Source organism: Arthrobacter sp. StoSoilA2 (genome assembly GCF_019977195.1).
GTDB lineage: Bacteria > Actinomycetota > Actinomycetes > Actinomycetales > Micrococcaceae > Arthrobacter.
The window spans coordinates 762591-789233 of the sequence record NZ_AP024643.1 but is presented as its reverse complement, the minus strand read 5'-3'; the positions used below and the strand labels follow the sequence as shown (position 1 = coordinate 789233).

25 protein-coding genes are annotated in these 26643 nt (G+C 62.2%); 11 read left to right on the top strand and 14 right to left on the bottom strand.

Annotated elements, in window-relative coordinates:
- Window positions 1–26 precede the first annotated feature (26 nt).
- Entirely contained in the window at window positions 27–956 is a 930-nt protein-coding gene (locus LDN82_RS03780; protein WP_224167454.1) for a pseudouridine synthase, read from the top strand.
- A 45-nt stretch (window positions 957–1001) separates the two neighbouring features.
- Here the strand turns inward: LDN82_RS03780 and LDN82_RS03775 are convergent, their stop codons facing one another.
- Window positions 1002–1598 (bottom strand): XRE family transcriptional regulator, encoded by a 597-nt coding sequence (locus LDN82_RS03775; protein WP_224166431.1) that lies wholly within the window; start codon window positions 1596–1598, stop codon window positions 1002–1004.
- 77 nt (window positions 1599–1675) lie between these two features.
- Between LDN82_RS03775 and LDN82_RS03770 the strand changes: the two genes are divergently transcribed.
- Entirely contained in the window at window positions 1676–2605 is a 930-nt protein-coding gene (locus LDN82_RS03770) for an NAD(P)/FAD-dependent oxidoreductase (RefSeq protein WP_224166430.1), read from the top strand.
- 36 nt (window positions 2606–2641) lie between these two features.
- Window positions 2642–2902, top strand: coding sequence for a hypothetical protein (locus LDN82_RS03765; RefSeq protein ID WP_224166429.1), 261 nt, complete (start codon window positions 2642–2644; stop codon window positions 2900–2902).
- Here LDN82_RS03765 and LDN82_RS03760 read toward each other — a convergent pair.
- Window positions 2899–3435, bottom strand: a complete 537-nt coding sequence (locus LDN82_RS03760) for an O-acetyl-ADP-ribose deacetylase (RefSeq protein ID WP_224094318.1) — start codon at window positions 3433–3435, stop codon at window positions 2899–2901. The two genes, LDN82_RS03765 and LDN82_RS03760, sit on opposite strands and share 4 nt — an antisense overlap.
- A gap of 53 nt (window positions 3436–3488) precedes the next feature.
- Here LDN82_RS03760 and LDN82_RS03755 point away from each other — a divergent pair, with 53 nt between their 5' ends.
- Window positions 3489–4121 carry a DedA family protein gene (locus LDN82_RS03755; protein ID WP_224166428.1) on the top strand — a complete coding sequence of 211 codons (633 nt, stop codon included), beginning with the start codon at window positions 3489–3491 and terminating at the stop codon, window positions 4119–4121.
- A gap of 7 nt (window positions 4122–4128) precedes the next feature.
- Here the strand turns inward: LDN82_RS03755 and LDN82_RS03750 are convergent, their stop codons facing one another.
- The 8 genes from LDN82_RS03750 to LDN82_RS03715 all read right to left on the bottom strand — a co-directional run bounded on the left by LDN82_RS03750 (window position 4129) and on the right by LDN82_RS03715 (window position 13806).
- Window positions 4129–4434: a hypothetical protein gene (locus LDN82_RS03750; RefSeq protein WP_224094314.1), complete on the bottom strand. Its 306-nt coding sequence runs from the start codon at window positions 4432–4434 to the stop codon at window positions 4129–4131.
- Between the two features lie 148 nt (window positions 4435–4582).
- The gene (gene ppc, locus LDN82_RS03745) at window positions 4583–7381 is read right to left on the bottom strand and encodes a phosphoenolpyruvate carboxylase (protein ID WP_224166427.1); all 2799 of its coding nucleotides are present in this window, start codon (window positions 7379–7381) and stop codon (window positions 4583–4585) included.
- 115 nt (window positions 7382–7496) lie between these two features.
- Entirely contained in the window at window positions 7497–7808 is a 312-nt protein-coding gene (locus LDN82_RS03740) for a hypothetical protein (protein WP_224166426.1), read from the bottom strand.
- A 61-nt stretch (window positions 7809–7869) separates the two neighbouring features.
- The gene (locus tag LDN82_RS03735) at window positions 7870–8997 is read right to left on the bottom strand and encodes a hypothetical protein (protein ID WP_224094310.1); all 1128 of its coding nucleotides are present in this window, start codon (window positions 8995–8997) and stop codon (window positions 7870–7872) included.
- The gene (locus LDN82_RS03730; RefSeq protein ID WP_224094308.1) at window positions 8994–10271 is read right to left on the bottom strand and encodes a glycosyltransferase family 2 protein; all 1278 of its coding nucleotides are present in this window, start codon (window positions 10269–10271) and stop codon (window positions 8994–8996) included. Before LDN82_RS03730 ends, LDN82_RS03735 begins: the two co-directional genes overlap by 4 nt.
- The gene (locus tag LDN82_RS03725) at window positions 10268–11191 is read right to left on the bottom strand and encodes an ATP-grasp domain-containing protein (RefSeq protein ID WP_224166425.1); all 924 of its coding nucleotides are present in this window, start codon (window positions 11189–11191) and stop codon (window positions 10268–10270) included. The genes LDN82_RS03730 and LDN82_RS03725 overlap by 4 nt, the downstream gene beginning before the upstream one ends.
- The gene (locus LDN82_RS03720) at window positions 11191–12105 is read right to left on the bottom strand and encodes a PIG-L deacetylase family protein (RefSeq protein ID WP_224166424.1); all 915 of its coding nucleotides are present in this window, start codon (window positions 12103–12105) and stop codon (window positions 11191–11193) included. The genes LDN82_RS03725 and LDN82_RS03720 overlap by 1 nt, the downstream gene beginning before the upstream one ends.
- Window positions 12106–12216: 111 nt before the next feature.
- Complete coding sequence (locus tag LDN82_RS03715; protein ID WP_224166423.1) at window positions 12217–13806, bottom strand: sigma-70 family RNA polymerase sigma factor; 1590 nt, start codon at window positions 13804–13806, stop codon at window positions 12217–12219.
- 209 nt (window positions 13807–14015) lie between these two features.
- Here LDN82_RS03715 and LDN82_RS03710 point away from each other — a divergent pair, with 209 nt between their 5' ends.
- Window positions 14016–14711, top strand: coding sequence for a hypothetical protein (locus tag LDN82_RS03710; protein ID WP_224166422.1), 696 nt, complete (start codon window positions 14016–14018; stop codon window positions 14709–14711).
- A gap of 686 nt (window positions 14712–15397) precedes the next feature.
- Here LDN82_RS03710 and LDN82_RS03700 read toward each other — a convergent pair.
- Window positions 15398–16336, bottom strand: coding sequence for a hypothetical protein (locus LDN82_RS03700; protein ID WP_224167607.1), 939 nt, complete (start codon window positions 16334–16336; stop codon window positions 15398–15400).
- A gap of 308 nt (window positions 16337–16644) precedes the next feature.
- Here LDN82_RS03700 and LDN82_RS03695 point away from each other — a divergent pair, with 308 nt between their 5' ends.
- A complete protein-coding gene (locus tag LDN82_RS03695) occupies window positions 16645–17472 on the top strand; it encodes a DUF1684 domain-containing protein (RefSeq protein ID WP_224166421.1) in 828 nt (275 codons plus the stop codon).
- Window positions 17473–17501: 29 nt separating this feature from the next.
- Here the strand turns inward: LDN82_RS03695 and LDN82_RS03690 are convergent, their stop codons facing one another.
- Entirely contained in the window at window positions 17502–18773 is a 1272-nt protein-coding gene (locus LDN82_RS03690) for an acyl-CoA dehydrogenase family protein (RefSeq protein ID WP_224095130.1), read from the bottom strand.
- Window positions 18773–19606 carry an SDR family NAD(P)-dependent oxidoreductase gene (locus LDN82_RS03685; RefSeq protein WP_224094298.1) on the bottom strand — a complete coding sequence of 278 codons (834 nt, stop codon included), beginning with the start codon at window positions 19604–19606 and terminating at the stop codon, window positions 18773–18775. Before LDN82_RS03685 ends, LDN82_RS03690 begins: the two co-directional genes overlap by 1 nt.
- Before the next feature lie 90 nt (window positions 19607–19696).
- Between LDN82_RS03685 and LDN82_RS03680 the strand changes: the two genes are divergently transcribed.
- From LDN82_RS03680 to LDN82_RS03665, 4 genes are all read left to right on the top strand, one after another.
- Window positions 19697–20854, top strand: coding sequence for a glycoside hydrolase family 76 protein (locus LDN82_RS03680; protein ID WP_224166420.1), 1158 nt, complete (start codon window positions 19697–19699; stop codon window positions 20852–20854).
- Between the two features lie 189 nt (window positions 20855–21043).
- A complete protein-coding gene (locus LDN82_RS03675) occupies window positions 21044–22105 on the top strand; it encodes an iron ABC transporter substrate-binding protein (protein WP_224094295.1) in 1062 nt (353 codons plus the stop codon).
- Between the two features lie 4 nt (window positions 22106–22109).
- Window positions 22110–23711, top strand: a complete 1602-nt coding sequence (locus tag LDN82_RS03670) for an iron ABC transporter permease (protein ID WP_224094293.1) — start codon at window positions 22110–22112, stop codon at window positions 23709–23711.
- Window positions 23708–24874, top strand: a complete 1167-nt coding sequence (locus tag LDN82_RS03665; protein ID WP_224166419.1) for an ABC transporter ATP-binding protein — start codon at window positions 23708–23710, stop codon at window positions 24872–24874. The genes LDN82_RS03670 and LDN82_RS03665 overlap by 4 nt, the downstream gene beginning before the upstream one ends.
- Here LDN82_RS03665 and LDN82_RS03660 read toward each other — a convergent pair whose 3' ends face one another.
- The gene (locus LDN82_RS03660) at window positions 24875–25480 is read right to left on the bottom strand and encodes a YdeI/OmpD-associated family protein (protein WP_224166418.1); all 606 of its coding nucleotides are present in this window, start codon (window positions 25478–25480) and stop codon (window positions 24875–24877) included.
- 99 nt (window positions 25481–25579) lie between these two features.
- On the opposite strand from LDN82_RS03660, the gene LDN82_RS03655 reads away from it, so the two are divergent.
- The gene (locus tag LDN82_RS03655) at window positions 25580–26299 is read left to right on the top strand and encodes a hypothetical protein (RefSeq protein WP_224166417.1); all 720 of its coding nucleotides are present in this window, start codon (window positions 25580–25582) and stop codon (window positions 26297–26299) included.
- Window positions 26300–26643: the final 344 nt, after the last annotated feature.

The following is a 26643-nucleotide window of genomic DNA, read 5'->3' as shown; positions in this document are numbered from 1 at the left end:
TCGGGCCACAGTAGAATTGTCCGGTGATGCAATCCCCCCTTCCCGTGCGCGACGGCGTAAACGCGACCCGCCTGCGCCTCCCGGATGACGGGCCGTGGGACACCGCGATGGACTACATGATGCATCGCTGGGGACACATTGATCCGCAGGGCATCGAGGACCGGTTCGATGCCGGCGAAATCGTGGGCGAGGGCGGCATACCCCTGGACCGCGGGACAAAACTCGAAGACCACACCTTCATTTGGTACTACCGCACGCTCCCGCCCGAAACGCGGCTGCCCGTGGAAATCAACATCCTCCACCAGGACGAGCACATCCTCGTGGTGGACAAGCCACACTTCCTCCCCACCACTCCAGGCGGGACGTACATCCAGGAATCCGCGCTGGTCCGGCTCCGGAACCTCCTGAATCTCCCGGATCTCATCCCCATGCACCGCCTCGACCGGATGACCGCCGGCATCCTGCTGCTCTCCACCAACCCGGAGACGCGCGGAAAATACCAAGTCCTCTTCGAGAAGCGACAAGTCCAAAAGGAATACGAGTGCGTGTCCGCCGCGACGCCCGCCGCAGGCTATCCCGCCGTCGAGTTCCCCACAGTGGTCCGCAACCGCATGACCAAGTCCCGCAGCTATCTGCTCGCCGAAGTTATCGATGGCCTGCCGAACGCGGAAACGCGCATCGAACAGACAAGAACGTTCGACGCCGGTACTCACCAGCGCGCGCTGTACCGACTGGAGCCGCACACCGGTAAGACGCACCAGCTCCGCGTGCATATGGCCTCGCTCGGTCTCGGCATTGTCAACGACGCCTTCTACCCGGACCTGCTGGACAAAGCCCCGGACGATTACAGCAAGCCACTTCAGTTGTTGGCCCGCGGCATCACCTTCGTGGATCCGATCACCAACAAGCCCGTGGAATACCGTAGCCGGCTGAAGCTCAGCGAAGCACTCGACTGAGTCCCCCCGCCTCTGGGCACTATCCCAATCTGATCTGCGCCTGGGCTAGCGCCCTTGCTCCCGGCTGGACTTGGCACGGACATGCATCCGTTCCCCCTGCTGCCCGAAGAGGCTCAGCACTTCCGCAGACTGATCGCCCGTACTGCCGAACCAGTGCGGCACTCGGGTGTCGAACTCGGCCACCTCACCGGGCCCAAGAGTTAAGTCATGGTCACCCAGAACGAGCCGCATACGGCCGGAGAGAACATAGAGCCACTCATATCCCTCATGGGTCTTGAGTTCAGGTTCGATCTTCGAGTTGGGGATGACGATCTTCCAGGCCTGGACTCCCCCAGGGTGCCTCGTCAGCGGAACTACTGTCCGCCCGTTTGCCTGCCGTGGTTTGAGGCGTATCCGGGGATCTCCAACGTCCGGAGCGCCCACCAGATCATCCAGGGGCACGTGGTAGGCGTGCGCCAGCGGAAGGAGCAGTTCCAAACTGGGGCGTCGCTGCCCCGTCTCCAGCCGGGACAATGTGCTTTTCGAAATACCGGTCGTAGCAGCGAGGCTGGTCAGGGTCACATTGCGCTGGTTACGCAATCGTTTGAGCCTGGGGCCGACCTGATCAAGCGCCGATGCGATCACTGTTGCAGTGTCATCCATGGCCCCATCCAACGCCAGATTCCCGAAAACAGCAACGTTTGTTGTCGAAGTAGGGAAGTCCAAGGAGCCTTGAAGACATGAGCGACTATGACGTAATCATTATCGGCGGGGGATCTGCCGGCCTGTCCGCGGCACTGGTGTTGTCACGGGCACGCCGGAACGTTCTCGTGGTGGACTCCGGGGAGCCGCGCAACGCTCCCGCTGCCCACATGCAAGGGTTCCTGTCCCGTGACGGCATGCCCCCTGGAGAGTTTCTGGCAGCAGGACGGAACGAGGTCAAGGAATATGGGGGCGAGATCCTGAACGCCATGGTGAGCGAGATCGTGCAATGCGGAGAGTCCGCGTTCTCGGTTCTGCTGGCACACGGCCAACGGGTTACCGCCCGACGCCTGCTGATCGCAACGGGCCTCACTGATGAGCTGCCGGACATACCGGGACTTCGGGAGCGATGGGCCCGCGACGTATTGCACTGCCCGTACTGCCACGGCTACGAGGTACGTGACCAACCGTTGGGCGTCCTGGGTGGCTCTCCGGACACAGTCCGCTACGCACAGATCATCCGCCAGTGGAGTGAAGACGTAGTGCTGTTCACGCCCGCTGACACTCTGTCGGTCGATCAGCGCTCCCAACTGGTCGCCAGATCCATCGGCATCGTCGAAGGCAAAGTGGAGCGCGTCTTGGTCGAGAACGGCCAGCTCTCCGGAATCCAAATGGATGACGGCCGCGTTGTCCCCCGCAAGGCACTGTTCGTGCCGCCCAGCTTTGCCCCAAACAACGAGCTTCCCGTTCGCCTCGGCTGCGAAATCGACGAGAACGGCTGGCCTGTCACGGACGTTCACGGACAAACAACCATTCCCGGCGTATGGGTCGCCGGCAATGTTGCAAACCCCCGAGCCCAGGTCATTACCGCTGCCGGTGAAGGCTCCGCCTCGGCCATAGCCATCAACGCCGACCTCGTAGATGAGGACATCCGGAACGCCGTCCGCACCTTCAACCTGGGTCTTTGACCCGGCAAACCCCCTCAACAGAATTAAGGAGCACCAATGACAAAGCCCACCACCCCCACCACACCCGTAAAGGTCCCGCCGCCAAACAAGCACCAACTTGCGCTAATGATCTGGCTCGCTGTGTTCCCGACCCTCGTAGCGATCAATGTGGTGCTCGGCGAATGGCTCGGGACCCTGGCTCCTGTGTTGCGCACCTTCATCCTGGCCACCATCGCTGTCCCGATCGTCATCTACGGCCTCATGCCCCAACTGCACCGCATGCGCGCCCACCTGATTACTCGACGCGCGCCCAACTAGCTGAACACGGACCGGAAGACCGCCGTCGTATCCTCCGAAAACAGGACGAACTCCACCAACTCAAGGCCGCTGGCCGTCCCGGCATCAACTGCAGACGCAGATGAAAACGAACTCACGGCGTCGAACGCTACTTCCGCGACCTCCCGGGCATCCCAACCAAAGATTCCAGCGCTGATCGCGGGAAAAGCGATAGACCGTGCACCCAACTCCACGGCCGCATTCAGGCTTTCCCGGAAGCAAGAGGCGAGCAGAGCAGGATCGGTTTGGCCGGCACGCCGGTTGGGACCTACGGTATGAATCACCCAGCGCGCCGGGAGCCTGAATCCGGGAGTCACGACGGCGGCGCCAACAGCCAGACCGTCCGGCACTTTGGTGCGACGGACCTCGCGGCAGGCCTCCAGCAGTTCCGGCCCGGCGGCCCGATGTATCGCACCGTCCACTCCCCCTCCACCGAGCAGTGAAGAGTTGGCGGCGTTGACGATCGCATCTACATCGCGCGTGGTGATGTCCCCGTGCATGATTTCGATCTGCATTGCGCCAGTCTCCCGCCGAGCGGCCATGGCGGCAAGTGCGGTACCTTGTGCCAATGGACTTCATCGCCCCCGAGACGTGGGGATCCGCAATTTACTTGTGGATCGTTCCCATCGTGCTGGGCGACGCCATCTTCCCACCGATCCCGTCCGAAATGGTGGTCATCACCGGCGGTGCGCTGGCGGCCGACGGCCACGCCAATTTCTGGCTCATCCTCCTACTCGCAGCCTTCGCGTCCTGGCTCGGAGACATGGCAGTCTACGTGCTGTTCAAGCGGCGGGTGAGCCATGTACTTGATCGCTGGGGATGGGGCCGGAAAGTCCACCGTGGAATCCACGAGGCTATCGCCAAGGCAGGCCGATCCTCCACCTACGGCGCCATTATCGGCGCCCGGTTCGTCCCTGGCGGCAGGCTCGCAACCTCGTCCGCAGCTGGAATCGCCAACGTCTCGGCCCGCGGCTTCAGCCTCTGCGCCGGGTTGGGCGCAGTGCTGTGGGCGGTCTGGCAGGTGGGCCTGGGCTACTTCACAGGCTCTGCAACCAAACTGCCGTTCTGGGCCAGCTCACTGATTGGGGTGGGCGTCGGCTTGGTCATCGGTGTGGTGGTCGGGTTGATCGTGACACGGCGGCGCGGGAACCGTTCCCCAGTGGATGAACCCTTCGACGGCGACCTGCCGCAGCCGGAGTGACCCCAGCCTAAATCGGCGCCCAGCGTCCGCGGCTACGACGCAGCACGTAAAGGCTCCCGGTCAGCGCCACGCGTTCGACGGCGTCGCGCATCATGGCAGCCGAGGTTAGGGCTTCGTCGTTCTCACCCGTGTAATCGCGGGCGTCAACCATGAAGCGGAGGCTGAGCTGCGGGACTCCTCCCACGATATCGAGCTGGTTCGATTCGACATGATGGCGGGTTTCCAAAGCTTCGATGGCCGCTGCCATGACTGATTCGGGAGGGTTGCCAGGCTTAAGGCCAGTGATCTTCAACTTGGTCTGGAACGACGGCATCCAACAACCCTAACGCTCAGGCACAGGTGCTTTAAGCCGGAACGCTCCCCCGCCCCATCGACATTTCGAAGGGGGAGAGAGCGATCCGGAAAAACCGGCAGGATGTGAGAGAGCGATCCTGAAAAACCGGCAGGATGTGAGAGAACGTCTAGCCGGTGTTACGCAGGCCGGCTGCCACTCCGTTGACGGTGATCAGCATGGCGCGCTGGAGACGTTCATCAATTTCCGCGCCGGACACCGATTCCTCGCGGACGCGTCGCAGCAGCTCCACTTGGAGGTAACTGATGGGATCCAGATACTGGTCACGGATTTCCAGGGACCGCTTCAGCGTGGGCTGGGCGTCCAGAAGTTCAATCTCTCCAGTGAGGCGTTCGATTTCGGCCACGGTGAGCTCGTACTCGTCCCGGATCATGTGGAACAGGCGGTGCAATTCCTCCGGGACCAACGAGGAAACGTAGTGTCCCGCGATTTCCATGTCGGTCTTGGCCAAGGTCATTTCGACGTTGGAAATCACCGAACGGAAGAAGTGCCAGCGGTCCATCATTTCCATCAGCTGATCAGCGTCACCGGCTTCCCGTGCCGCCTTCAGGCCGGAGCCCACGCCAAACCAGCCGGGAACGATCTGACGGGACTGCGTCCAACCGAACACCCACGGGATCGCACGGAGGCCACCCAGGCCTGCTCCGGAATCGGGCCGCTTGGAAGGGCGTGATCCGATGTTCAAGGAACCCAACTGCTCCACAGGTGTGGAGGCCAGGAAATAGGCCGGAAGATCGGCGTCGTCGATCAATGCCCGGTAGCGTGCAAAGGCAGCATCGGAAATTGTTTCCATGACGTTCGCGTAGCGCACGCGCTCGTCTTCGGAGGTACGCGGAGTCCGGTGCAAGGCAGAACCCTGCATGACTGCTGCCAGGGATAGCTCAAGGTTCTCGCGGGCAAGCTCGGGAAGTGAGTACTTGTCCGAGATGACCTCGCCCTGCTCCGTGAACTTAATTTCGCCCTCGAGGACACCGTTGGGCTGGGCCATGATGGCGTCGTACGTCGGACCACCACCACGGCCTACGGAACCACCACGGCCGTGGAACAAGCGGACCCTCACACCGTGCTTGGCAGCCACATCGCGCAGCTTCCGCTGGGTCTTGTGGATCTCCCACTGGCTGGTCATGACACCGGATTCCTTGTTGGAATCGGAGTATCCGAGCATGATTTCCTGGACGTCGCCGCGGAGCCGGACCAGTTCACGGTAGGACGGATCGGAGAGCAACTGATCCACAATCTCAGCGGACGCGCGGAGCTCCTCGACGGTTTCCAGCAGCGGAGCAAAGCCGATCTTGGCGTGCGGCTTTGCCCCGAAGAGGTCAATCAAACCAGCCTCGCGTGCCAGCACAGCTGCCGCCAGGACGTCATCGGCGCCCCGGGTCATGGAAATAATGTATGTTTCCACGACGTCCGGACCGTACGTGTGCAGGGCCTGGCGGATGCTCCGGAAGACGTCGTAGGTGCCGTCCGCAGTGCCTTCGAGTTTGATCGGGTGGCCGGAGAGCGGACGGCGTGAGGCCAGCTCGGCACCGAGGAATTCGAAACGTTCCTCGCGGGTCAGAGAGGCGTACGGCTTCTCGGTACCAAGACGGTCCACGAGCTGTCCGACTGCATCGTGGTGGTAATCGGCATGTTCGCGGATGTCCAAGGTTGCCAGGTGAAGGCCGAAGGCTGCGATCGCACGGCGAACACGTGCCAAGGCGCCATCGGCAACAAGGCCCGCAGCGTGGTTCCGGAGCGACGCCTCAAGCAGGCCGAACTCGGCCAACAGCTCACTCGTAGTGGCGTAGTCCCGGCCGGGCTCATGATAAGTCGAGGCGGAAACGCGGCGGCCCGTATTGATGAGCTTGGCCTTGATACACGTGAGCTTGAGTCGATAAGGCTCCTGGGCATTGAGCTCCAGGATGCGCTTATCCAGACCGGGGAGGTTCTTGAGGTCCACCTCGATCGAATCCAGCAACTCCTGGTCGGCCCCGAACAGGGCGGTGGAGTTGGACAGCACCGAGATCAGCTCGTCGATCAGCGCAATACTGATCCGGACCGCATTCTGGTTCTGCAACTGCAGGATCTCGCGCGTAACAGCCGCGGTAACGTTGGGGTTTCCATCGCGGTCGCCACCGATCCATGAACCGAAACGCAGCGGCGCGCTTGCGGCGGGCAGGACCACCCCGTGCTCGGCAAGGAGTTCGGAAAGGTCTGTCAGCATCTCCGGCATGGCATCGGTGAGGATGCTGTTCAGGTAGTAGATCGCGTTACGGGCTTCATCCACAGGCGTTGGCCGGACCTGGCGAAGCTCATCGGTCTGCCACATTTGGTCGATGATTTCCGAGAGCTGGCGATCCTGGCGGCGTCGGGCAGTGGTTCCCTCTTCCGTGGGCTGGGCCAGGACGTCGGAGAGTTTGCGGACCTTGTCCAGCACTGAGCGTCGCGAAGCCTCCGTGGGGTGTGCCGTGAAAATGGGCCGCACGTCAAGCTCATTAACAACGTCCTGAAGGACCTGAGGCCCAGCCTGGCCGGCAATTTCCGTAACGGCCTTCGCAAGCCAGCCGTCCTTCTCCTGTCGGGTCCTTAGCCCGCGGACGCGGTGGACCTGCTCTGCCGCATTGCTGAGGTGGAAATAGAACGCGAAGGCGCGAACCAGATCCGTCGCCTGGTCCAGAGGCAAGGACGCGAGCAACTCGCGGACCTGGGCTACGACGTCGTGCGCGCTCCATGGACCGGTCGCGTCCGCCCCGCCCCGCGCGGCCTCTTTGGATTCCTTGGTCAGCAAGCGGACCTGCTCCACGAGCTGCAGCAATTCCGGGCCGTGTTGTCGCACCAGGGACTCACCCAACAGGGTGGAAACCCGGCGTACATCAGCCCGCAGTTCTGCAGCGAGATCGGTGTCTTGATGGGCAGTGTGAACCATAAATACTTACCTTCGGCTGGTTTTGGCTCGTACACTGCGCTGGATACTGTGAGCCGGGTTACTAATGTTTCCTACGGGATCTTACCCGCACCAGACTCGACCTCGGGAATACGTCTCAGATTTTGGCCTCACCGGATTGCTGCCTGCCTATCATGTCGGCCGACGGCGGCAGGACCACCTTCCCGGCGAATAGCCCGACCTCTGCGGTGCCCGGACCGGCTACCAATTTCTCGTGCCTTCGCTGCCGCATTTCCTCGCGGGCTGCCGCGGCCTCCATTTTGGTCGGCGCACCAGTGGCCGGCTCGATCATGGATAGGACACTCCCGAGTGTGCCCGTTGCCCCCTTCGCGGAAACACCCTTCTGCACCAGCCGTGTGCCAGCCCAAACCGACCCGACAATCAGTGCAGGGCTTACTACTGCCGTCATCACGGATTCCATGCCCATGCGCTCAGGGTACGCCCCGGGATGAGCGCCGGACAGCCCGTAATTACCGGACCCAAGCCTTCCGCAAGACCTCCCAATGCGCGTCGGTCATGAGGCTTACGGGTGTCACGGACACCGAGGTGGCCCCGCCCCGGGAAGCCTCACGCAAAGCCGTTTCGAACCTTTCCGGGGAGATCGTGCCGTCATCGGACCAGAGCCCGATAGACAATGACATGCGGGAGCCCGCGCGGCGGGTCAGGGCTTCTGCGAGGTCCTTCGTCCGCGGCGAGCGCTCGGCATTAAGTCCTACGTACTCCCAAACGTGGAGCCGGTCGAGCTGCTTTAGCAAGAGGTCGTAATCGTGGCCGCTGTCGGAGCGGTCCGCCGACGGTGATTCCCGCGGCGAGCGCACGTCCATCTCCAGCCGGACGCCATAGGGTTCGACGGCGGCTGCCACCCTGCGCACGATGTCAGCCATGGCTTCGCTCCGCCAAGTGCTGATCCGGGCATCCGACTGGTCGATCCCGCCTTCATGGTTTCTGGGCCAGTCATCTTCTCCGGTGGTGGCTTTGAAGTCATCGAAGTCATCACTGCCAAAGGTGAAATCATCGAACATCAATTCCGTGAGATTCACCGCTGTGGGCCGGTACTTCTTCGCGACGGCGGCAGACAAGGAAGCCAAGCGGGCGCCGGCCTTGCCGTGCCGCAGGGACGACACACTGGCGAAGGCTTTGGATGGCTCACCAGCGATATTCCGACCGGCCAGGGAGGGGTCCTCACTCAGCGCACGGTCCAACAGGACATCGATCGTGAGGATCACATCCCGTTCCTTCCCACTTTTCGCCAATGCTGAGATCGCCTCCCCCACGAAGTCCCGTCCAGTGCGGGAAACCTCATAAGAGGCCGAGCCGGCTTGGCCGGACCAGGGAAAGGCCGTCCAATCTGTGCGTCCCACGGAGATCGATACGGCGGTGGCGTCCACGGCTTCCAATCGTTCCGCCAGGTCCACAAGGGGTAAACGGTCCTCGTTGACGACGTCCTCAAACCCAAGATTCACCATGCGGTCCATCGGACGAACCTCCGTTTCTGCTCCACACGCGGCGACACCCGTCAATGCAACGCCAAGGAGAACGGAGCCCACCAGGGCAGCACTTAGCCTGGCAAACAGCATCCTGGATCCGAAAGCCTTCATACCCCTGCCTCGTAGCGGGGGCCGGATTCTGTGGCAGTTATGGAAATGACGCCCGTCCGTTGCAACTTGTTCCAGACGGCAGGGCTGCCGCGGATCTCCTTGATGATTGCGCTGGCTAAAGCCAGGCCAACGAATACCGAATACAGGGGCCACAGGGGCAGCGTCCATAGAAAACGAAGGTCCTTCCATGAACGGTTGAGGCCAATGGAGAAGACAATTAGCGCCAGGGACACAAACAGTCCCAACCAGCCAAGAATGGCGAGGACTTCACCGGGTACCGGACCAGAACCAGCGAGGTACAGGAACGGCAGCACAGCCAAGATGGCAAGTTGCAGCACAGGGATCACCACCATGGTGATGGCGTTGAACAAAAGAAACATGCCAAACAGCCCGTAACGCCGCCGGCCCAGCATACCGATATGCATCCGGAGCGTCTGAAGCAAGCCCCGCGACCACCGCACGCGCTGCCGCCACAATCCGCCCATCGTTGACGGCGACTCGGCATAGACCAGGGCTGAGGGCTGGAACCTCACCCGGTAGCCGGCCTTGTAGACACGCCAAGTGAGCTCAAGATCCTCACCGAGCGTGTCCTCGTGAAAACCGCCTACCAGCTGGACTACGTCACGGCGGAAGGCACCTATGTTCCCGGAGACGATCGGCAGGCAATGCAGCAAGGACAAGGCCCTGCGGACCAGGCCTGTCCCGACGTGGCTTAGGACGGCAAGCATCATCGTTTGAACGCGATTCAGGTTAACCGGCCGGTCGTCGCCGCATACCGCTCCTACCTTGGTGTGATCAAAACCCTCGAGCATGCGCATCAGGGTGTCGGGGGCAAAAATCCCGTCGGCGTCGACAAACATCAGGATGTCTCCCTTGGCCTTGGCGATGCCATAGTTGAGCGCAGCCCCCTTCCCTGCGTTCGTTTGGGAGAGAAACCGGACCCGATCATATTGATCTGCAAGCCCTGCCATGATGCTGGCGGTGGAATCAGTGGAACCGTCGTCCACCAGAATCACTTCCAGGCGTAAATAGCGGCTGGCAAGTATCGACTCGACGCAACTGGTGATCACCACGGCCTCGTTATAGCCGGGCACGATCACAGAGACCAAGGGCCGGTCAGTGATGACGGAATAGCGATGCCTGGCGGAGTTGGAACGGTAAAGCCGGTTGAAATACAAGGCCAATGGAACGTAGACGATTTTGACCACACCGAAACTGAGAATCAGCACGCCTCCAACCTGGACAAACGCCAGGGCAGCATCAAGAGGTGTCACGCACGCCTTCCGGTCAATCGACCGGCAACATATCGGCCCAGGACGTTCTCCAGGAGTTCGGGGGCGAACGCACTGTTTGCACCGAACCTCGCGTTGATCTCCAGTACCACCGGGCTTCCGTCCTGCAGGCGGCGCACGTCCACGTCGATGGGCCCTGTCAACCCGAGCGCGGTCACGGCTGAATCAGCCAATTGAGCAACGTCGGCACTCCCGGCTCCCTCGATCCTCCTGACGGACACGGCGTTGCCCACGCGTCCCTCTTTGAGTTCTGTCTTCTCCAGCACCACCACAAGATCGTCCTGACCCGGCTCAGGCCTGTGGTGGAGGACCACGGGCGCGTACTCCGTTCCAGGCGCGAATCGTTGCACAATCCAGGAATCGTCCAAGGAGGACCAGACGTGGGCGGCGTTCCGGCCGCCGTCGGCAGCCTTTTCCAGTACCTGCACCCCGCGTCCGCCGCGCGAAATCCGAGGCTTGACCACCAGGGATCCCCCTAGCCGCGCCATCGCCTGATTGACAGAGGCGAAATCGCCGGGCAGCCCGAAATCCGGGACAGCGACGCCTGCATTTGCAAGGCACCCCATGGTGAGGAATTTGTCATTCGCGGTTCGAACGGGTGCGGGGTCCGCAATAAGGACCTCGACATTAGGAGCGAAGCCTTGCCTGGCTTCGGAAACCAGGACGAGTTCATCGCTGACGGTGGGCACCACAAGATCGATGGCATGGACGCCCGCGAGTCCCCGCAGTTCCCAGAGATAGTCGGGAGAGCTGGAGGCCGATACCAAGGAGACCATGTGAGCCGCGGAACCGTTCACTGCTTGCATATCAACGCCCAGGACCCAATGTCCCAGTTCTCTTAGCTGGCGCGCCAAGGAGGAGCCAGCTGGTCCTCCGACGCCTGTTACGAGTACCCGAACCATCAGAACTCCCCTACGGCAGAGCCAAGCAGCCGAACAGGTTCGAAACCCTCTGCGTATGTCGTCTTTACTTGCGAGCCCCTGAACGCTGCGAGGCTCCGTACTCTTTCTGCACTCATGTAAGGCTTGCCCTTTTGGTTCCGGTGCATGGCAACGGCGTGAATCTTTACGTCCACATACCCCGCGATATCCACGAAGACGCTGGGATCGAACTGACGTGTGGATGAAGGACTCTCGAAGCACAGGATGGAGGAGTGCTGGCGGGCCGCCCGCATAGTCGCACTGTGTACGGCCTGATGGTCCTGGTGGTAATCGTTACGGGAATGGGTAATCACAACGTCGGGGCGAAAATCGCCCATCACGACCTCAATCGCCTGGACCATTTCATCCCCATGTTCGGCGAGGCTGGTGTCCGTAAAGTCGTGGACATGGACTTTGGAGGCGCCCATGAAATCCGAGCCTGACGCGGCTTCGGTCAAACGGATGGCACTGTCTCCACCCTTTCCCCCCGAGCTCATCACCATGGTTCGGACTTCATGGCCGGCATCGGCCAATTTGGCGAGGGTGGCACCGCAAGCCAATTCCAGATCGTCAGGGTGGGCTCCTATGGCCAGCACCCTTCGGGGCTGCGAGGCCACACCATGATGAATCCTGAAGGCGGGCGCGACAAGAAAGCCCACAATCAACCCGGCTCCTGCGAGAAGGACTACGATCTCAAGCCACGGGCGGTGCGCCGGCTCCATTGCGCATCCCACCAGTGACAGCAGCAACAGGGCGCCCAAACTTGCCATGGCCCATCGGAGGCCATGCGGCGAGCTGAACCTGCGGACGAACCAGTTTTGACCGATCGGGGCCAAAGCCCAAACCGCCGCCAACGTGCCCAGCAAGCCTGCAACGGCCAACAACGTTGCTTTCATATTTCCCCTAAATTGCACAGACAAAAGAGCGGCTGCCCTCTCGGGGCATTGCCTCTCAGTTAGTGGCCGGCGGAATAGGTTCGTGACGCTGCATCCGGCAGTGATTTGCTGTCAGTATTTGTGCACAAATTCGCCCGCTGCGAGGCCACTCCCACTCAAGGAATATGTCAGGACACCGGCGCCCTTTTTACGCTTGGATTCGGCGGAAACCTGAAAATGGAGATCGCTCCGCCGTGCCGAAGCTGTGATGCAGGTGACGGCTGTCCGCCCCTCCATGGAGCAGGACCACCCTTCCGGAGCAAGCAGCGAACTCTCCTGGATCCGTGCATCCATTTCTACTGAGAACACGGCTTTGGCCGGCCCCAGGGACTGTGAGCCGCCGATCCCAAAATCCACCTCCATGGCCGTCATGCCGGAACCACGGTCCTTGGGTATCCGCACCGACGCTGTCACCGCCACAAGTGACGCGGGCAGGGCTGTTGCAGCTGGTGAGGCGGGGACGGGCGATGGAACAAACTGTTGAGGCGACGGCTGGGATTCCACGCCAGAAGGTGCCGGGGCAGCGACCAAGGGTTCGGGCGCGGCGGCGGACGGTTCAGACGCGACGTTCGACGGTGACGGCTCACCCGCAACTGGCGAACCGGGCAACGCCGGGCTTGGATTCGACGTGGGCACCGGAGCCGGGGTCCCGATGAAAGATTCCTGACGGGAGGAACTCGTTTCAACGGCCAACTGCTCCATGGGGACATCCGGCGTCAAGCGACCAACGATTCCCACCGCGCCTAGAGCGAGGCCCAATCCTGCCACCGCAACCATGGCCATTACCGCTGGTTGCCCAATAGCCGGCACCACTATCGCCGCCTTGATGGGGACCAGCCCTCCCAAGACACCCAGTCCGGCACCCTTAGCTGCCAAGGTGGCGAGAGGTATGCCGGTCACGAGCGGGATAAGCACAGCCCTCATGGTTCCCTGAACGTCCTTTAGTTCCGAGAGGGCAAGGGTGCATTTCGAGCAACCATTAAGGTGTTGACGCATCTTGCGTTCAGCAATCCTTGACAGTCCTCCTCGAATGAATGTACCGAGTTTCGATGCGAATCCAGCGCAGTCACTGTCGAGTGCTTCCGCCACGTGGGCTTGCAGGTATTGCCGCCTCAGGCCTTCCCGTGCCCGGAGCGCCAGTGCTGACACGGCATTCGCGGACAGACCCAGGAGTGGTGCCACCGCCGCTGGCTTCATTCTTTCCACGTCCAGATACCAAAGCACCGCCTGCCACCGCTCTGGAAGGGCGCGAAATGCCTTTGCAACCGTATGGGATTCGAAGGCTTTGACTACGGCATCGGGTTCCGGCATCGTACGGTCAAGAATGGCGTCGTCGCTACTGGGCAGCGACCGCCCGGCCTTCCGGTTCCGATGATGTGACAGGCGGGTGACAGTGGACAGCAGATAGGCCCTGAAGAAGTTGTCCGGCCCCCGTCCCGCAACGAGGCTCTGCAATACGGCTTGGAAAGCCTCGGCCACAACATCCTCGGCATCACTTGGATTGTCCACGTTTCGCCGGGCCACTGTGGACGCGACAGACACATGGCGTTCATACAGTTCATCGAATGCGGACATGTCACCGCCGCGCACCAACCCGATAAGATGACCATCGCTCTCAACTCCTGCGCTGGAAGCGTTGTCGGTACCTGTCCCGGATGCCATTTAAGGCACCCCCACAACATGAAAAATCGTGCCCATATAGACGGAGTGGGCATCCCTTGCAAGTCATGACGCGAATTTGTACAGAACGTTTATTAAAGAGAACCTCCTGCCCGTTTTCGTCATGAATCCCAACTCGGATGCACTAGTCGGATATGACATCGTTCCGGACAAAATCATTCGCTGAATGTACATTTTCCCGACACCTGTTGATGCGCAGATGGCAGACCACCAGTTATCAGCATGGTTGGCGGTTCCCCGCAGACTGGTTCCTGCCCGAGGTCCGCTCGGTGGTGACGTCGCTGGCTACACGGGCCAGTGTTCCACCTCCTACAGCAAGATCCTTGGGCGCGGCGCGAGCCCGGAACGGCGTTGGTATCAGTGAAACCATGACGGATTTCCGCGCCCTCTTCCTTGCAGCAGACCGGAACATGGACATCGAGGCTCTCCAATCCTTGGCTGAAGGATGGGCAGAGGCCGCCGAATCTGCACCGCCGATTTCGTGCACGGACGTTCAGACGGGGCTGGCCACGCAAGCCCATTTCCAGCGACGTATCCACGAACTCTCCACTTTTGGGGTGGCATGTTCCCACCCTTACGCTCTAGCGGTCCTGTCACTGCCCCAACCTCTTGAGAGCCGCGGCCATTGCTGGACCCTTCTGGCGCGGCTCGGAGAAACTGTTCAACGGCAGCTGCGCGGGACAGGTGCTACGGCGATGTACAAGAACTCTGCTGTCCATGTGCTGTTGCCCCTCTCAGCAGGCAACCTTGGGCAACTCATGGAGTGCAGGACTGCCATGGAAAGCCTGGGTGAAGGAGCCCTCCGACCCGCGCGCATGCAGTTCTTCCCGTTGGCAAATTCCCCTTCAGAACCAGCGCCCCAGGATTACATTCCCGAAGCAATGTGAGTGAAGCCTGTTGGTGCCGTCACGAACAGCGTCGAGCCGCCACTCACATGCGACGAGACACGCTTCCGCATTCGAAGGACTATCCAACACATGAAGAATCAGCTCCATCTAAAGTCCGCATCCCTGGTGGCCGCTCTACTGGCCGTCGTGGTGACAGCCTTCGGGCTCGCCTGGTCGGCAGGGCCAGCCAATGCTGCCGTGATCCCGGGTGCAGTGGTCACCATCAGCACGGATTCAGTAGTTACGAGCCAATGGGACCAAGTAAACCTGACCTGTCAGTGGTCCGTCCCTGACAACTCGCAACCGGGCGATACCTTCAACCTGCAGCTGCCACCAGAACTTCGCTGGTTTGGTGCCGCGTCATTTGATCTTGACAACGCCGACGGCGAAACAGTCGCCAAGGCGGCAGCCAACGATGCCGGACAAGTGGTCTTCACGTTGACCGACTTCGTGGCGGAACATCCCAACAATGTGGGCGGGACGTGTAATTTCAGCACGCAATATGCTGTGCAGCCGGGCACCGGCGAGACGACCGAACTGAACTTCACCGTGGGATCAACAGTGGTACGTGTGCCTGTCCGTGTCGACGGTCCATGCACCAAGGACTGCGATCCCGCTCCCCCTACTTCGGCGGGCAAGTCGATGTGGTGGGCCGACGCTCCGCAAACTGAACTTGAATCCATCTTTTACATGCCTCCAATGCCTTCAGAATCAAACGACGTCGTTGTGACGGACACGCCCGCCGCTGGCATGGAAATCGATTGCGACCACATCACTCCGCGCGTCGGCAGAGTTGTCAGCAGCTCCGGAAACATCACCGAGCCAATGGACAACGAGCGATACCCCGCAACTGTCGAGTGCACTCCCCACGAAGCAACGGTGCGATGGACGGGCCTGCCAAAGGGTGAACGGGTGGAGCTGTTCGTCGTCACCAAAGTGACGGACAGGAAGCTCAACGTGTACACCAACAGCGGAACCGTAACCATTGCTGGTGAAGAAACCCCTGTCGGCGCCGAAACGCGGCGGACCCACGCTGACGGAACAGGCGACGGAACGGCAAGCCCCACGGCAACACCCACGCCGACCCCCAGCACCGGAACGCCCACGCCGACGCCAACGCCGACGCCGACGCCGACCACCAGCACAGCAACACCCACACCCAGCGCCACCGCAACACCCACGCCGACGGCAACCCCGTCACCGAGCCCGACCACCAGCACAGCAACACCCACGCCGACGCCGACCACCAGCACAGCAACACCCACGCCGACGCCGACCACCAGCACAGCAACACCCACACCCAGCGCCACCGCAACACCGACGCCGACGCCGACCACCAGCACAGCAACACCCACACCCAGCGCCACCGCAACACCCACGCCGACGGCAACACCCACACCCAGCGCCACCGCAACACCCACGCCGACGGCAACACCCACGCCAACGCCGACGCCGACCACCAGCACAGCAACACCCACACCCAGCGCCACCGCAACACCGACGCCGAGCCCCAGCACAACAACACCTGCACCCACACCCAGCACAGCAACACCCACACCCAGCGCCACGGCAACACCCAGGCCGAGCACAAGCACCGCGGTGCCTGTAGCGACCGACGAGCCCACTCAACCCGCAGAAGTTACGGCGCCAGAACCCCTTGCTTCGACTGGCGCTCAAAGCCCGGCTCTCATCTTCGCAGCCGCCGTGCTGTTGGCCTTGGGATCGCTGCTCGCTTTCCTGGGCGCCCGGCGTTCGGCAAGTCGACAGCACTGACCAACCGACCGATGGGCCGTGCATTGGGTGCACGGCCCATCGGCGCCCTCCGGGAACGCACCCTTCCGGGAGCGCACCCTTCCGGGAATGCACACCGGCGGCGCATAGTTGAGGAGACTGCAAAGCCGCCAACCGTGGCTCACATCTGCCGAGGAGAACCATGAGCTCGCCCACCACTGCAACAGATGCCCAGCTTGCCCGTTGGGAGCGGTTCCGAGCGTCTCGGAACGCAGCACTGGCCTCCGATCACGGCTGGCTGACGCTGACCTCGTTTCAGTGGCTCGAGTCGGAGCCCTCGGAAGTTGAGTTTGCTCCGGGGCTGTGGTCAACGGACGGCACGACTGCAACCCTCACGGCCACCAGAGGGGATGGCCTGACCCTCGTTGAGAGCGGGGAAAGCGTTGATGGCACAGTGACGGCGACCCTGCAGGATGAAGAGTCCCTCATGTGGGTGCAGTACGGCGGCGAGGACGGGAAGCAGGTGGTGGTGGAGCTTGCGATGCGCGCGGATAAGTATGCCATCCGGACCAGGGACGCGGGCTCGCCCGTTTTTACGGACTTCGCTGGGGTTCCCACCTACGACTACAACCCGGACTGGGTGATTCAGGGTCGGTTCGAACCCTATGACCAGCCGGTGGATGTACCCATTGGAACGGCCAACCCCTTGGTGGACGGCGTCCATCGTTCGGTCGGGGAGGTGGTGTTCCGGGTTCCCGGCGTTGCCCATGAAGTTCGCCTCCACGCCGAGGAAGAGAAACTCGGTGCCTTGAACGTGACGTTCCACGATGAGACCAACGGCGACACCACGGATGAATGGCGGAAGGTTTTCATCCCCCGCCCACGCCCGGATGGATCCGTGGTGATCGATTTCAACCGCGCCATCAACTATCCCAGCGCTTTTACCCCTTACGGCACCTGCCCCATGCCGGTCCGCGGAAATTCCATCGATGTCCGTGTTGAGGCTGGCGAAAAGATCCCTCAGGAGTAGAGCGCGGGGCGCCCGGACAGCGAAAGTGGCTACACGATGGCGGAGACGCCCGTTACGGCACGGCCCACGATCAACGAGTTGATCTCGTATGAGCCCTCATAGGTGAAGATGGCCTCGGCGTCGGCAAAGATCTTCGCGATTTTGTAGTCGGTGACGATGCCGTTTCCGCCCAGGATGGAGCGGCCCAAGGCCACGCTTTCACGCATCCGTGCACTGCAGTATGCCTTTGCCAGGGCCACCTGGGCCATGTCGGCACCGCCGTGCCGGACACCCTGCGCGTCCCGGGAAATGCCCTCCTGTAGTTGGGCGATCCGCACCATCATCCCCATGCTCGCCACGGCGTTGCCGAGCATATCTACCAGGTGCTGCTGGATCAGCTGGAACCTGGCAAGGGGTTTACCGAACTGCAGCCGTTCCACCGCATATTGCCGCGCGACATCGAAGGCTGCCAACTGCTGGCCGACCGCCTGCCAGGCAACCATGATCCGTGAGCCACGCAAGAGGTGGTTCGTATCCGAGAAACTGCTGATTCCGGCGAAACGGTCTGATTCCGCGACGTGGACGTCGTCGAAGAGAATGTCGGCGTTCTGCACAGTTCGGAGCGCGATCTTGTTCTCGATCCGGCTCCGGGTGATGCCTGGCAAGGAGGCGTCCACGATGAATGCCCGAACGGCGCCGTCGCTTTCGTCCTTGGCCCACACCAGCATGTAGTCGCAGAACGTCCCATTGCCGATCCAGCGCTTGGCGCCGTTGATCACCCAGTAATCGCCGCCGTCCGACGCCGCTCTTTCCACACGCCGGGCTGTGGTCTGCATGCCGCCCGCGACGTCGGACCCATGCTCTGGTTCGGTGAGCGCGAAGGCGCCTGTAGTGCGGAGGTTCGAGGCGTCGTCGAGGTATTTGTCCTGTTGGGCGTCGCTGCCAAAGTCGTAGAGCGACTCAACGAAGAGATCGTGGTGGACCATGAAGAACGTCGCGATGGAGGTGTCCACGCGCGTCATCTCGGCTATGACCAGCCCGGCGAACAAATGTGTGTAACCGCGCTGGGCCGGAGCACTGAGGCGAAGGGCCGCGAGCTTGGGCAGGATCTGTTCGGGGAACTCGGCCTTGTCCCACCACTGCCCTGCGTAGGGGGCGATCTCGGAGGCAAGGAAGGAACGGAGCTCGTTGAGTTTCCGCTGTTCCTGGACGCTTAGGAGAGATTCAAAGTCGAAGAAGTCAGCCGTAGGCAGGTCCGCCACAGATGCTGGTACCTGACCCACCAAAGCCGCAGTAGTCGGCCCACCGCTGTAGTCGCCCATCATTTCAGACCCATGCGGATGGCGCCGTCCAGCCGGATCGTCTCGCCGTTCAGCATCGCATTCTCGACGATGTGTGCGGCTAGATTGGCGTATTCGGCCGCGCGGCCAAGCCGTGCAGGGTGAGGTACCTGCTGGCCGAGTGACTCCTGGGCAGCCTGCGGCAATCCGGCCATCATTGGGGTCTCGAAGATGCCGGGGGCAATAGTGGCAACCCGGATCAGCGAGCGGGCGAACTCGCGCGCCAAGGGCAATGTCATCGCCGCAACCGCACCTTTGGACGCGGCATAGGCAGGCTGGCCGATCTGCCCTTCGAAAGCGGCGACGGACGCCGTGTTGATAATGACTCCGCGTTCGGGGCCGCCCAATTCAGTGGAAACCGGCTCGCTTTCCACCATGGCCGCAGCTGCCAAACGGATGACGTTGAAGGTTCCGACGAGGTTGATCTGGATGACTTTGTTAAATGTCTCGAGCGGCAGAACACCCTCGCGGCCCAGGACCTTGCCCGGCGTCGCGATGCCGGCGCAGTTAACGACTATTCGCAGGGTTCCCAGTGAAGCAGCGGCGTCGACGGCGGCCTGGACCTGGGCTTCGTTGGTTACGTCGGCGGGGGCGAAGACGGCCCGCGGACCCGCATCGCCGCTGGCGGAACCTACCGCATTCGGGCCAACCGCCGAGCCAATGGCGTTCAACTCCGCCGCATAATCTTCCCCGGCAGAGTTTGGCAAGTCCACCAGCACCACCGACGCTCCGCCGTCGAACAAGCGTTTGGCGGTTGCCGCGCCCAAGCCTGACGCCCCGCCGGTGACCAGCGCGACCGTGCCCTTGATGTCCATCCATCCTCCTTGATGCAGACTCAAATCCGTTAATGCATGTTAACTGGAATTGTGATCGAGCGCACCCTGGGCCCCGGATAGGCTGTTCCCATGCCCACCGAAAGCAACCCCACCGGCCAGCAACCACCCACAGCGGAGGCAGCAGTGTGGGCGATTCGCGCAGACGAGGCCGCACGGTCCGTGACCCACGCTTTCGGCCGACGGCTGCTCTTCCTTCCGGGTACGCACATCGGCGCCGTCAGCATCCCCCCGCGGCGCTTCCGCAGCGTTTTCAACCCGTGGCATTACTGGTGGCAGGCGCACTACGTGGATTGCCTGGTGGACACCGGACGCCGCGAACTGGCCACCAAAACAAGGTTCGACGGCGACTCCCGCCCGAGCGCGGGACGACTCGCTTCCCGGCTGGTCACCACCATCCGGCTCCGGAACTTCTTCAGGTTCGTCAACAATTACTACGACGACATGGCCTGGCTGGCACTATCCACCCTTCGATTGGAACAACTGGCCGAGGAGACGCGGAAGCCAGGACGCCGCCGAAATGCGTACGTCCGCAGGAAGCTAACGCTGCAATTCGATTCGGCTTCCACGGACGACCTGGGCGGCGGAACGTTCTGGAGTACCAAGCGGGATTTCAAGAACACGCCCGCAACGGCGCCCGTGGCACTCTACTTCGCAAGAACAGATCGCCGCGAGCGGGCTCAAGCCCTGGTGAACTGGCTGAACAGCAAGCTCCTGCACCCGCAACGCGCCCTGTATTTGGATGGACTTCGCATACGGAATGGGGAGATCGTCCTTGAGGACGCGGTCTACACCTACAACCAAGGCCCAATCCTTGGGGCACTTCTGGAACTGGGCGGACAGGAGAACCTGGAGCGTGCCGCCCACTTGGTGGAAGCCGTTGCGAGGGAGCTCATCGTTCCCGGGACGCAGGTAATCCACGGCGATGGAACCGGGGATGGGGGCCTCTTTACCGGCATCCTGATCCGGTACCTGGCTCTCGCGGCCAGGGATCAGCGCCTGCCGGAAGCAACCCGCGAAACAGCCGGGGTCCTCGTTCTCAGCACAGCCGGGGCCTTCTGGGATGGCCGCCGGGAGTCCGGCGGTGATCCCAAAGAACCAATCGTCGTTTTCTCCTCCAGCCCACTGCGTCCGGCCACGGAGACGTATCCGGCGGGGGCCGCCGTCGAGCTCTCCACCCAACTGCAGGCATGGATGGCGCTGGAGGCTGCGGCCACGCTGGAGCTTTAGCGCGGGAATTACGGCACGCAATAGTTCCGTAATTGTTGTGATCCTTATCACATAAGCCCTCCAGGCTTTGGAAGCATAGGTTTACCTAACCTACGCTTTTCTCAGCGGGCTCCCCCAAACCTTCCCGCTCGTACGGACCAAGCCCCAAAACTTGGCACTCCGTGTCTTTGTTCGCAGAAAGAAGCCCTCATGAAGCTCTCGAAAAACGCGCTGGCGGGAATCGCCCTGCTCGCCTCCGCCGCCCTCGGCCTCACGGCCTGCGGTTCCAACGCCGGCACCCCCGCCGCCTCCGGTTCGCCGTCGTCAGATGCTGCTGCTTCCGGCGAAGGCATCACGGTGTACAACGCGCAGCATGAGAGCCTGACGAAGGAATGGGTGGATGCCTTCACCAAGGAAACAGGCATCAAGGTCACCATGCGGCAGGGCTCGGATACCGAACTGTCCAACCAGATCGTCCAGGAGGGTGCTGCTTCTCCGGCAGACGTCTTCCTGACGGAGAACTCCCCCGCAATGGCGCAGGTGGAGAACGCCGGACTCTTTGCCGACGTCGACAAGGCCACGTTGGACCAGGTTCCCGCCGAATTCCGGCCTTCCACGGGCAAGTGGACCGGCATCGCCGCCCGCTCCACCGTCTTGGTCTACGACAAGAACAAGATCAGCGAAGACAAGCTGCCCAAGTCCATGCTGGACTTGGCGAACCCTGAGTGGAAGGGCAAGTGGGCCGCTTCACCGTCGGGTGCTGACTTCCAGGCGATCGTCGCAGCACTGCTTGAGCTCAAGGGTGAAGCCGCCACGGAAGAATGGCTCAAGGGCATGAAGGAAAACTTCAAGGCCTACAAGGGCAACAGCACGGCCATGAAGGCCGTGAACGCCGGTGAAGTGGACGCCGCACTGATCTACCACTATTACTACTATGGCGACCAGGCCAAGACCGGCGAGAACTCCAAGAACGTCACGCCGTACTTCTTCAAGAACCAGGATCCGGGCGCGTTCCTGTCGGTCTCCGGCGGCGGCGTTCTGAAGTCATCCAAGAAGGCAGCGGATGCCCAGGCGTTCCTGAAGTTCATCACGGGCAAGAAGGGCCAGGAAGTCCTCAAGACCGGTACCTCGTTCGAGTACGCCATCGCCTCGCAAGTGGATGCCAATGACAAGCTTGTCCCGATCAAGGACCTGCAGGCGCCCACCGTTGACCCGGCCAAGCTGAACTCCACCAAGGTCACCGATCTGATGACCAAGGCAGGACTCCTGTAGTTCTGTGACCACTGATCTATCGGCTCCCGACATTCCCCAGTCGGCAGGGAGCACGACGACGGCGGGCAAGGGCAAGCGCCCTCGCCCGCCATTCGGCGTTTCCACGGTGTCGTTGCTGGCAGTGTTGATTGCACTGTTTTCCCTGATGCCGCTGGGTTACGTCATCTTCATGACGGCAGCGACAGGCTGGGACACCGCCGTCGAACTCATTGTTCGCCCACGGGTTGGCGAACTGCTGTTGAACACCATCATGTTGACGGTCCTGACCGTGCCGTTGTGCCTCATTCTTGGGGTGGGCGGCGCATGGCTGGTTGAGCGCACCAAGCTACGGGGAAGCCGCTGGTGGGCCGTGGCACTGGCTGCTCCGCTCGCCATTCCCGCCTTCGTGAACAGCTACGCATGGGTATCGGCCGTACCTTCCCTGCAGGGCATCTGGTCCGGCGTACTGATAGCCACCCTGTCCTATTTCCCTTTGGTCTACATTCCCGCAGCCGCGACGCTGGGGCGGTTGGATCCGGCGATCGAACAATCCGCCGCGTCGCTTGGCCTGGGGTCCTGGGCCGTGTTCTTCCGGGTAGTGCTCCCGCAGCTTCGTATCGCAATGACCGGTGGTGGGTTGCTGGTGGCATTGCACCTCCTTGCGGAGTATGGCGCTTTCGCGATGATCCGCTTTGATACCTTCACGACGGCGATCATGGTCCAGTTCCAGTCGACGTTCAACGGTGCCGCCGGAAACATGCTGGCCAGTGTCCTGGTCTTCCTCTGCCTTCTTCTTCTCCTTGCCGAGGTCAAGAGCCGTGGCACAGCCCGCTACGCGCGGATTGGTTCAGGCGCCCAAGCGAAAGCAACGCGGGCTCCCCTGGGCGGATACCAAGCTCCGGCGCAGCTCGCTTTGCTGGCCCTGACAGGGCTGGCGTTTGGGCTTCCTGTCTGGTTCGTCCTGCGCTGGCTTTCTGCCGGAGGCGCCGAGGTTTGGGCCGCCGACGAATTCCTGCCCGCGTTGCTGCAGACCCTCCTGTACGGAGCTGCCGGTGCCGCAGTTACCACGATCGTGGCTTTTCCCATGGCCTACCTGGCAGTTCGTCATCCCAGCTGGTTCAGCAAGATGCTTGAACTGTCCAACTACGTGACCAGCTCCCTGCCCGGAATCGTTGTGGGCCTCGCGTTCGTCACCGTCAGCATCCGCGCAGTTCCCGGCATCTACCAAAGTGCCGGAGTGCTGGTGGCCGCCTATGTCCTGCTCTTCCTTCCCCGGGCGCTGGTCAACATCCGCTCCGGGCTGGCCCAGGCACCCAAAGAGCTCGATGAAGCCGCTCAATCCCTTGGCAAAGCTCCGCTGGTGTCCTTTTTCAGGGTGACCTTGCGGCTGACGGCCCCGGCTGCGGCAGGTGGTGCTGCACTGGTCTTCCTGGCCATCGTCAACGAACTCACGGCCACCCTCCTTCTCTCGCCCAATGGAACCCGCACCCTGGCAACGGAGTTCTGGAGCAAGAGCAGCGAGATCGACTACGCAGGCGCTGCGCCCTATGCGCTGTTGATGATCGTGCTTTCCGCCCCGATGACCTACCTTCTTTTCCAACAGTCCAAGAAAGTTGCCGGACAGTGACCGAACAATCTCCCCCCAGGCTCCCGTCACCGCGCGTGGCGCCATCCATTGTGCCCACCACCAACACGCACTTGGACATCGCTGAGGTCACAAAGAATTTCGGTTCCCAGGCTGTGTTGAAGGGCGTCAACCTTTCCGTTGCCAAGGGCGGAACGACCGCCATCGTTGGCCCTTCCGGCTCCGGCAAAACTACGCTGCTTCGCTTGATCGCAGGTTTCGAGCACCCAGACACCGGCACTATTTCGCTGAACGGCTCAACGGTTGCGGGCGATGGCGTGTGGTTTCCTGCGCACAAACGCCAGGTGGGATACGTCGCCCAGGATGGGGCTCTTTTCCCGCATTTGACCGTGGGACAGAACGTCGCTTTTGGACTGGATTCGGGAAAGCTCGACGGCGGACGGCGGGCTGTAGCGTCCCGCGTCCAGGAGCTGCTCGAAATGGTGTCGCTGGATGCGTCCATGGCAAAGCGGCGGCCGCACCAGTTGTCCGGCGGGCAGCAACAGCGCGTCGCCCTGGCGCGTGCCCTGGCCCGCGAACCCGAGCTCATGTTGTTGGACGAGCCGTTCTCCGCACTCGACGCCGGACTCCGGGTAGCTACCCGGCGGGCAGTGGCCAACGTGCTCAACGCGGCCGGCGTTACAACCATCCTCGTAACGCACGACCAAGCGGAAGCCCTTTCCTTTGCCGACCAGGTAGCCATCATGCGTGGAGGCAAGCTGGCACAAATTGGCAACCCCTTTGTGGTCTACACCCGCCCAGCAGACCGCGCCACGGCCGAATTCCTCGGCGACGCCGTGATCCTGGACGCGTGGATGGAAGGGTCCCTGGCCACGTGTTCCCTGGGCGGGATTCCTGTCCGCCGGCCACCAGCACAGGGCAAAGTGCAGCTCATGCTCCGCCCGGAGCAAATACGCATCGCACCCGACGGCCCGATCCGGGGCGTCGTTGTGGATACGGACTACTTCGGTCCCGAAACGACCGTCCGAATAAGGCTCGCCGCTTACACCGCGGCGGACGGCGTCCTATCCGGAAATGGCCACCGCTACCCCGGCGGCGGCGAGATCATCACCATCCGGCACTGGAACGCGTCCATCACCAAGCCCGGCACGGAGCTCAGCCTTCGCGTCGTGGGCGAAGGCGTGGCGTTCGCGCCCGAAGCCTGACTACCTGGGCTCGGAAGCGGGGCGCTTCTTCTGCGGGTACGGGGCCTCGTGCCGGGCAAGCATCTCCACAAAACCAGCGATTTTCCTCTCCCGCGTGTCTGCCCTTTTGACAAGGTTGGTCCGGTGGATGAGGGCGAAACGGTTCTGGGACGTCAGGACGTCGAACATGGCCTGCGCCTCCGGAACAGCAGCGATGGCAGCTGCGAGATCATCAGGAACCACAGAATCGGCGGGTCCGGCATACGCAGCTTCCCAGCGCCCATCGGCTTTGGCGGCGTCGACGGCGGCCCACCCGGCTGCTGTCATCCTTCCTTCCTGGTCCAAGCGCGTAATGTGCCCGACGTTGCGCGCTGACCAGATGCTCCGGCGGCCCCGGGGTGTCATGCGCTGGAAGTAGCTTTCGGCGTCGCGGCTTTTCGATTGGCCGTCGATCCAGCCGAAACACAGCGCCTCGTCCAACGCGGCGTCGTAGTCCAACTCCGTGACGTTCCCGCCCTTCTTGTGAAGGACCAGCCACACGCCAGGACTGTCGGCAGCATGTTCTTCAAGCCACGCCCGCCATGCGGCCGCGTCCTTGACGATCAATTCTTCGAGCTCAATGGGCATGGATTCATTCTGCGGCAAACCGGACGGCATAGGCTGGAGGCCAGAAGCCGGAGTGCCAGCAGAACCCGGAGTGCCAGTGAAGCCAGCCCAGGAGGACCCATGTTGCGAGCCCGCCCCATTCACTTCACCTCCCGCCCGCATCAGTGGACTGAACTGCTGGAAGCACTGGGCCTGGTCAACACGGTCAAGGATGGCGACTGGTTGGAGTTCGATGCCGGCTCGGGTCGGCTGGCGCTGCACCGCGTGGAACACACGCAGGCGATGAGCGGCATAACGCAGGACGGCGTCACGATCTTTGGCGTCGAGGTTGGAGTGCTGGAAGAGTTCGCCCGGCGAACACAGGAGGACGGGACCATCGCAGAAGTCACCGAGGCCTCGCATGGGCAGACCGTGCAGATAACTGCCCGGGATGGCTTCACGTTCCTGGCGGACCCCGCCCGGCGCGCCGGGGATGGCACCTGGGCGACGTCGGACAAAGCCGACCCGGCCCTTGCCGTGGTAGCTACGTGGGTGAGTCCCGGCGTCGACGACTCCGCGCAGGAGCTCCGCAACATCGGCGCCCGCCCGCGGACGTCGGATGACGAATCGGCGACGTTCACCGCCAAAAACGGCGGGATCCTGCGCGTGATCCACGGTCCGGCGGCGGAGTCCGGCGATCTCTCTTTTGAATACGACGGCGATCTGGAACCGCTGCTGCACAGGCTCAATGGAGCAGGGGTTGAGGCCCGGATCAGCGAGGGTGTCCTGTACGTCGCCAACCCGGATTCGGTGGGCGGCTCGGCACCGGCGTCAATCGTGGTGGAACGACCGCGGGCCTGAAAGCGCGGCACGAAAAGTCGTTGCCTTTGCCCCCCTCCGAGCCTAGTATCAAATGGCTGGGAAGGATGGGGGAATGCAGTACGCGCGCCCCGAAGCTCAGCCGGGACGAAATTTTCGGCGTTTGGGGCCGAGAACGTGAACGCCCGCAAAGGGCGATTCGTCCTGAACCATCACTACCACCCGCATGCATCACGCATCTTCGCAGCCGGCGACGTATGCCCGGCAGCGCCATCGCTCCACGGTCTCGGGGCGGTAACTCATCACAGAAGGCAGCTTAAGCAAACGGGCTGCCCAAAACCCGGGGGAATGTCGCGGCTCCGGATAACCCCGTCCGGGCCGTACGG

Coding starts and splice junctions, on each gene's coding strand:
- LDN82_RS03780 (WP_224167454.1), top strand. CDS start 27: ATGCAATCCCCCCTTCCCGTGCGCGACGGCGTAAACGCGACCCGCCTG.
- LDN82_RS03775 (WP_224166431.1), bottom strand. CDS start 1,598: ATGGATGACACTGCAACAGTGATCGCATCGGCGCTTGATCAGGTCGGC.
- LDN82_RS03770 (WP_224166430.1), top strand. CDS start 1,676: ATGAGCGACTATGACGTAATCATTATCGGCGGGGGATCTGCCGGCCTG.
- LDN82_RS03765 (WP_224166429.1), top strand. CDS start 2,642: ATGACAAAGCCCACCACCCCCACCACACCCGTAAAGGTCCCGCCGCCA.
- LDN82_RS03760 (WP_224094318.1), bottom strand. CDS start 3,435: ATGCAGATCGAAATCATGCACGGGGACATCACCACGCGCGATGTAGAT.
- LDN82_RS03755 (WP_224166428.1), top strand. CDS start 3,489: ATGGACTTCATCGCCCCCGAGACGTGGGGATCCGCAATTTACTTGTGG.
- LDN82_RS03750 (WP_224094314.1), bottom strand. CDS start 4,434: ATGCCGTCGTTCCAGACCAAGTTGAAGATCACTGGCCTTAAGCCTGGC.
- ppc (WP_224166427.1), bottom strand. CDS start 7,381: ATGGTTCACACTGCCCATCAAGACACCGATCTCGCTGCAGAACTGCGG.
- LDN82_RS03740 (WP_224166426.1), bottom strand. CDS start 7,808: ATGACGGCAGTAGTAAGCCCTGCACTGATTGTCGGGTCGGTTTGGGCT.
- LDN82_RS03735 (WP_224094310.1), bottom strand. CDS start 8,997: ATGAAGGCTTTCGGATCCAGGATGCTGTTTGCCAGGCTAAGTGCTGCC.
- LDN82_RS03725 (WP_224166425.1), bottom strand. CDS start 11,191: ATGGTTCGGGTACTCGTAACAGGCGTCGGAGGACCAGCTGGCTCCTCC.
- LDN82_RS03720 (WP_224166424.1), bottom strand. CDS start 12,105: ATGAAAGCAACGTTGTTGGCCGTTGCAGGCTTGCTGGGCACGTTGGCG.
- LDN82_RS03715 (WP_224166423.1), bottom strand. CDS start 13,806: ATGGCATCCGGGACAGGTACCGACAACGCTTCCAGCGCAGGAGTTGAG.
- LDN82_RS03710 (WP_224166422.1), top strand. CDS start 14,016: ATGCGCAGATGGCAGACCACCAGTTATCAGCATGGTTGGCGGTTCCCC.
- LDN82_RS03695 (WP_224166421.1), top strand. CDS start 16,645: ATGAGCTCGCCCACCACTGCAACAGATGCCCAGCTTGCCCGTTGGGAG.
- LDN82_RS03690 (WP_224095130.1), bottom strand. CDS start 18,773: ATGGGCGACTACAGCGGTGGGCCGACTACTGCGGCTTTGGTGGGTCAG.
- LDN82_RS03685 (WP_224094298.1), bottom strand. CDS start 19,606: ATGGACATCAAGGGCACGGTCGCGCTGGTCACCGGCGGGGCGTCAGGC.
- LDN82_RS03680 (WP_224166420.1), top strand. CDS start 19,697: ATGCCCACCGAAAGCAACCCCACCGGCCAGCAACCACCCACAGCGGAG.
- LDN82_RS03675 (WP_224094295.1), top strand. CDS start 21,044: ATGAAGCTCTCGAAAAACGCGCTGGCGGGAATCGCCCTGCTCGCCTCC.
- LDN82_RS03660 (WP_224166418.1), bottom strand. CDS start 25,480: ATGCCCATTGAGCTCGAAGAATTGATCGTCAAGGACGCGGCCGCATGG.
- LDN82_RS03655 (WP_224166417.1), top strand. CDS start 25,580: ATGTTGCGAGCCCGCCCCATTCACTTCACCTCCCGCCCGCATCAGTGG.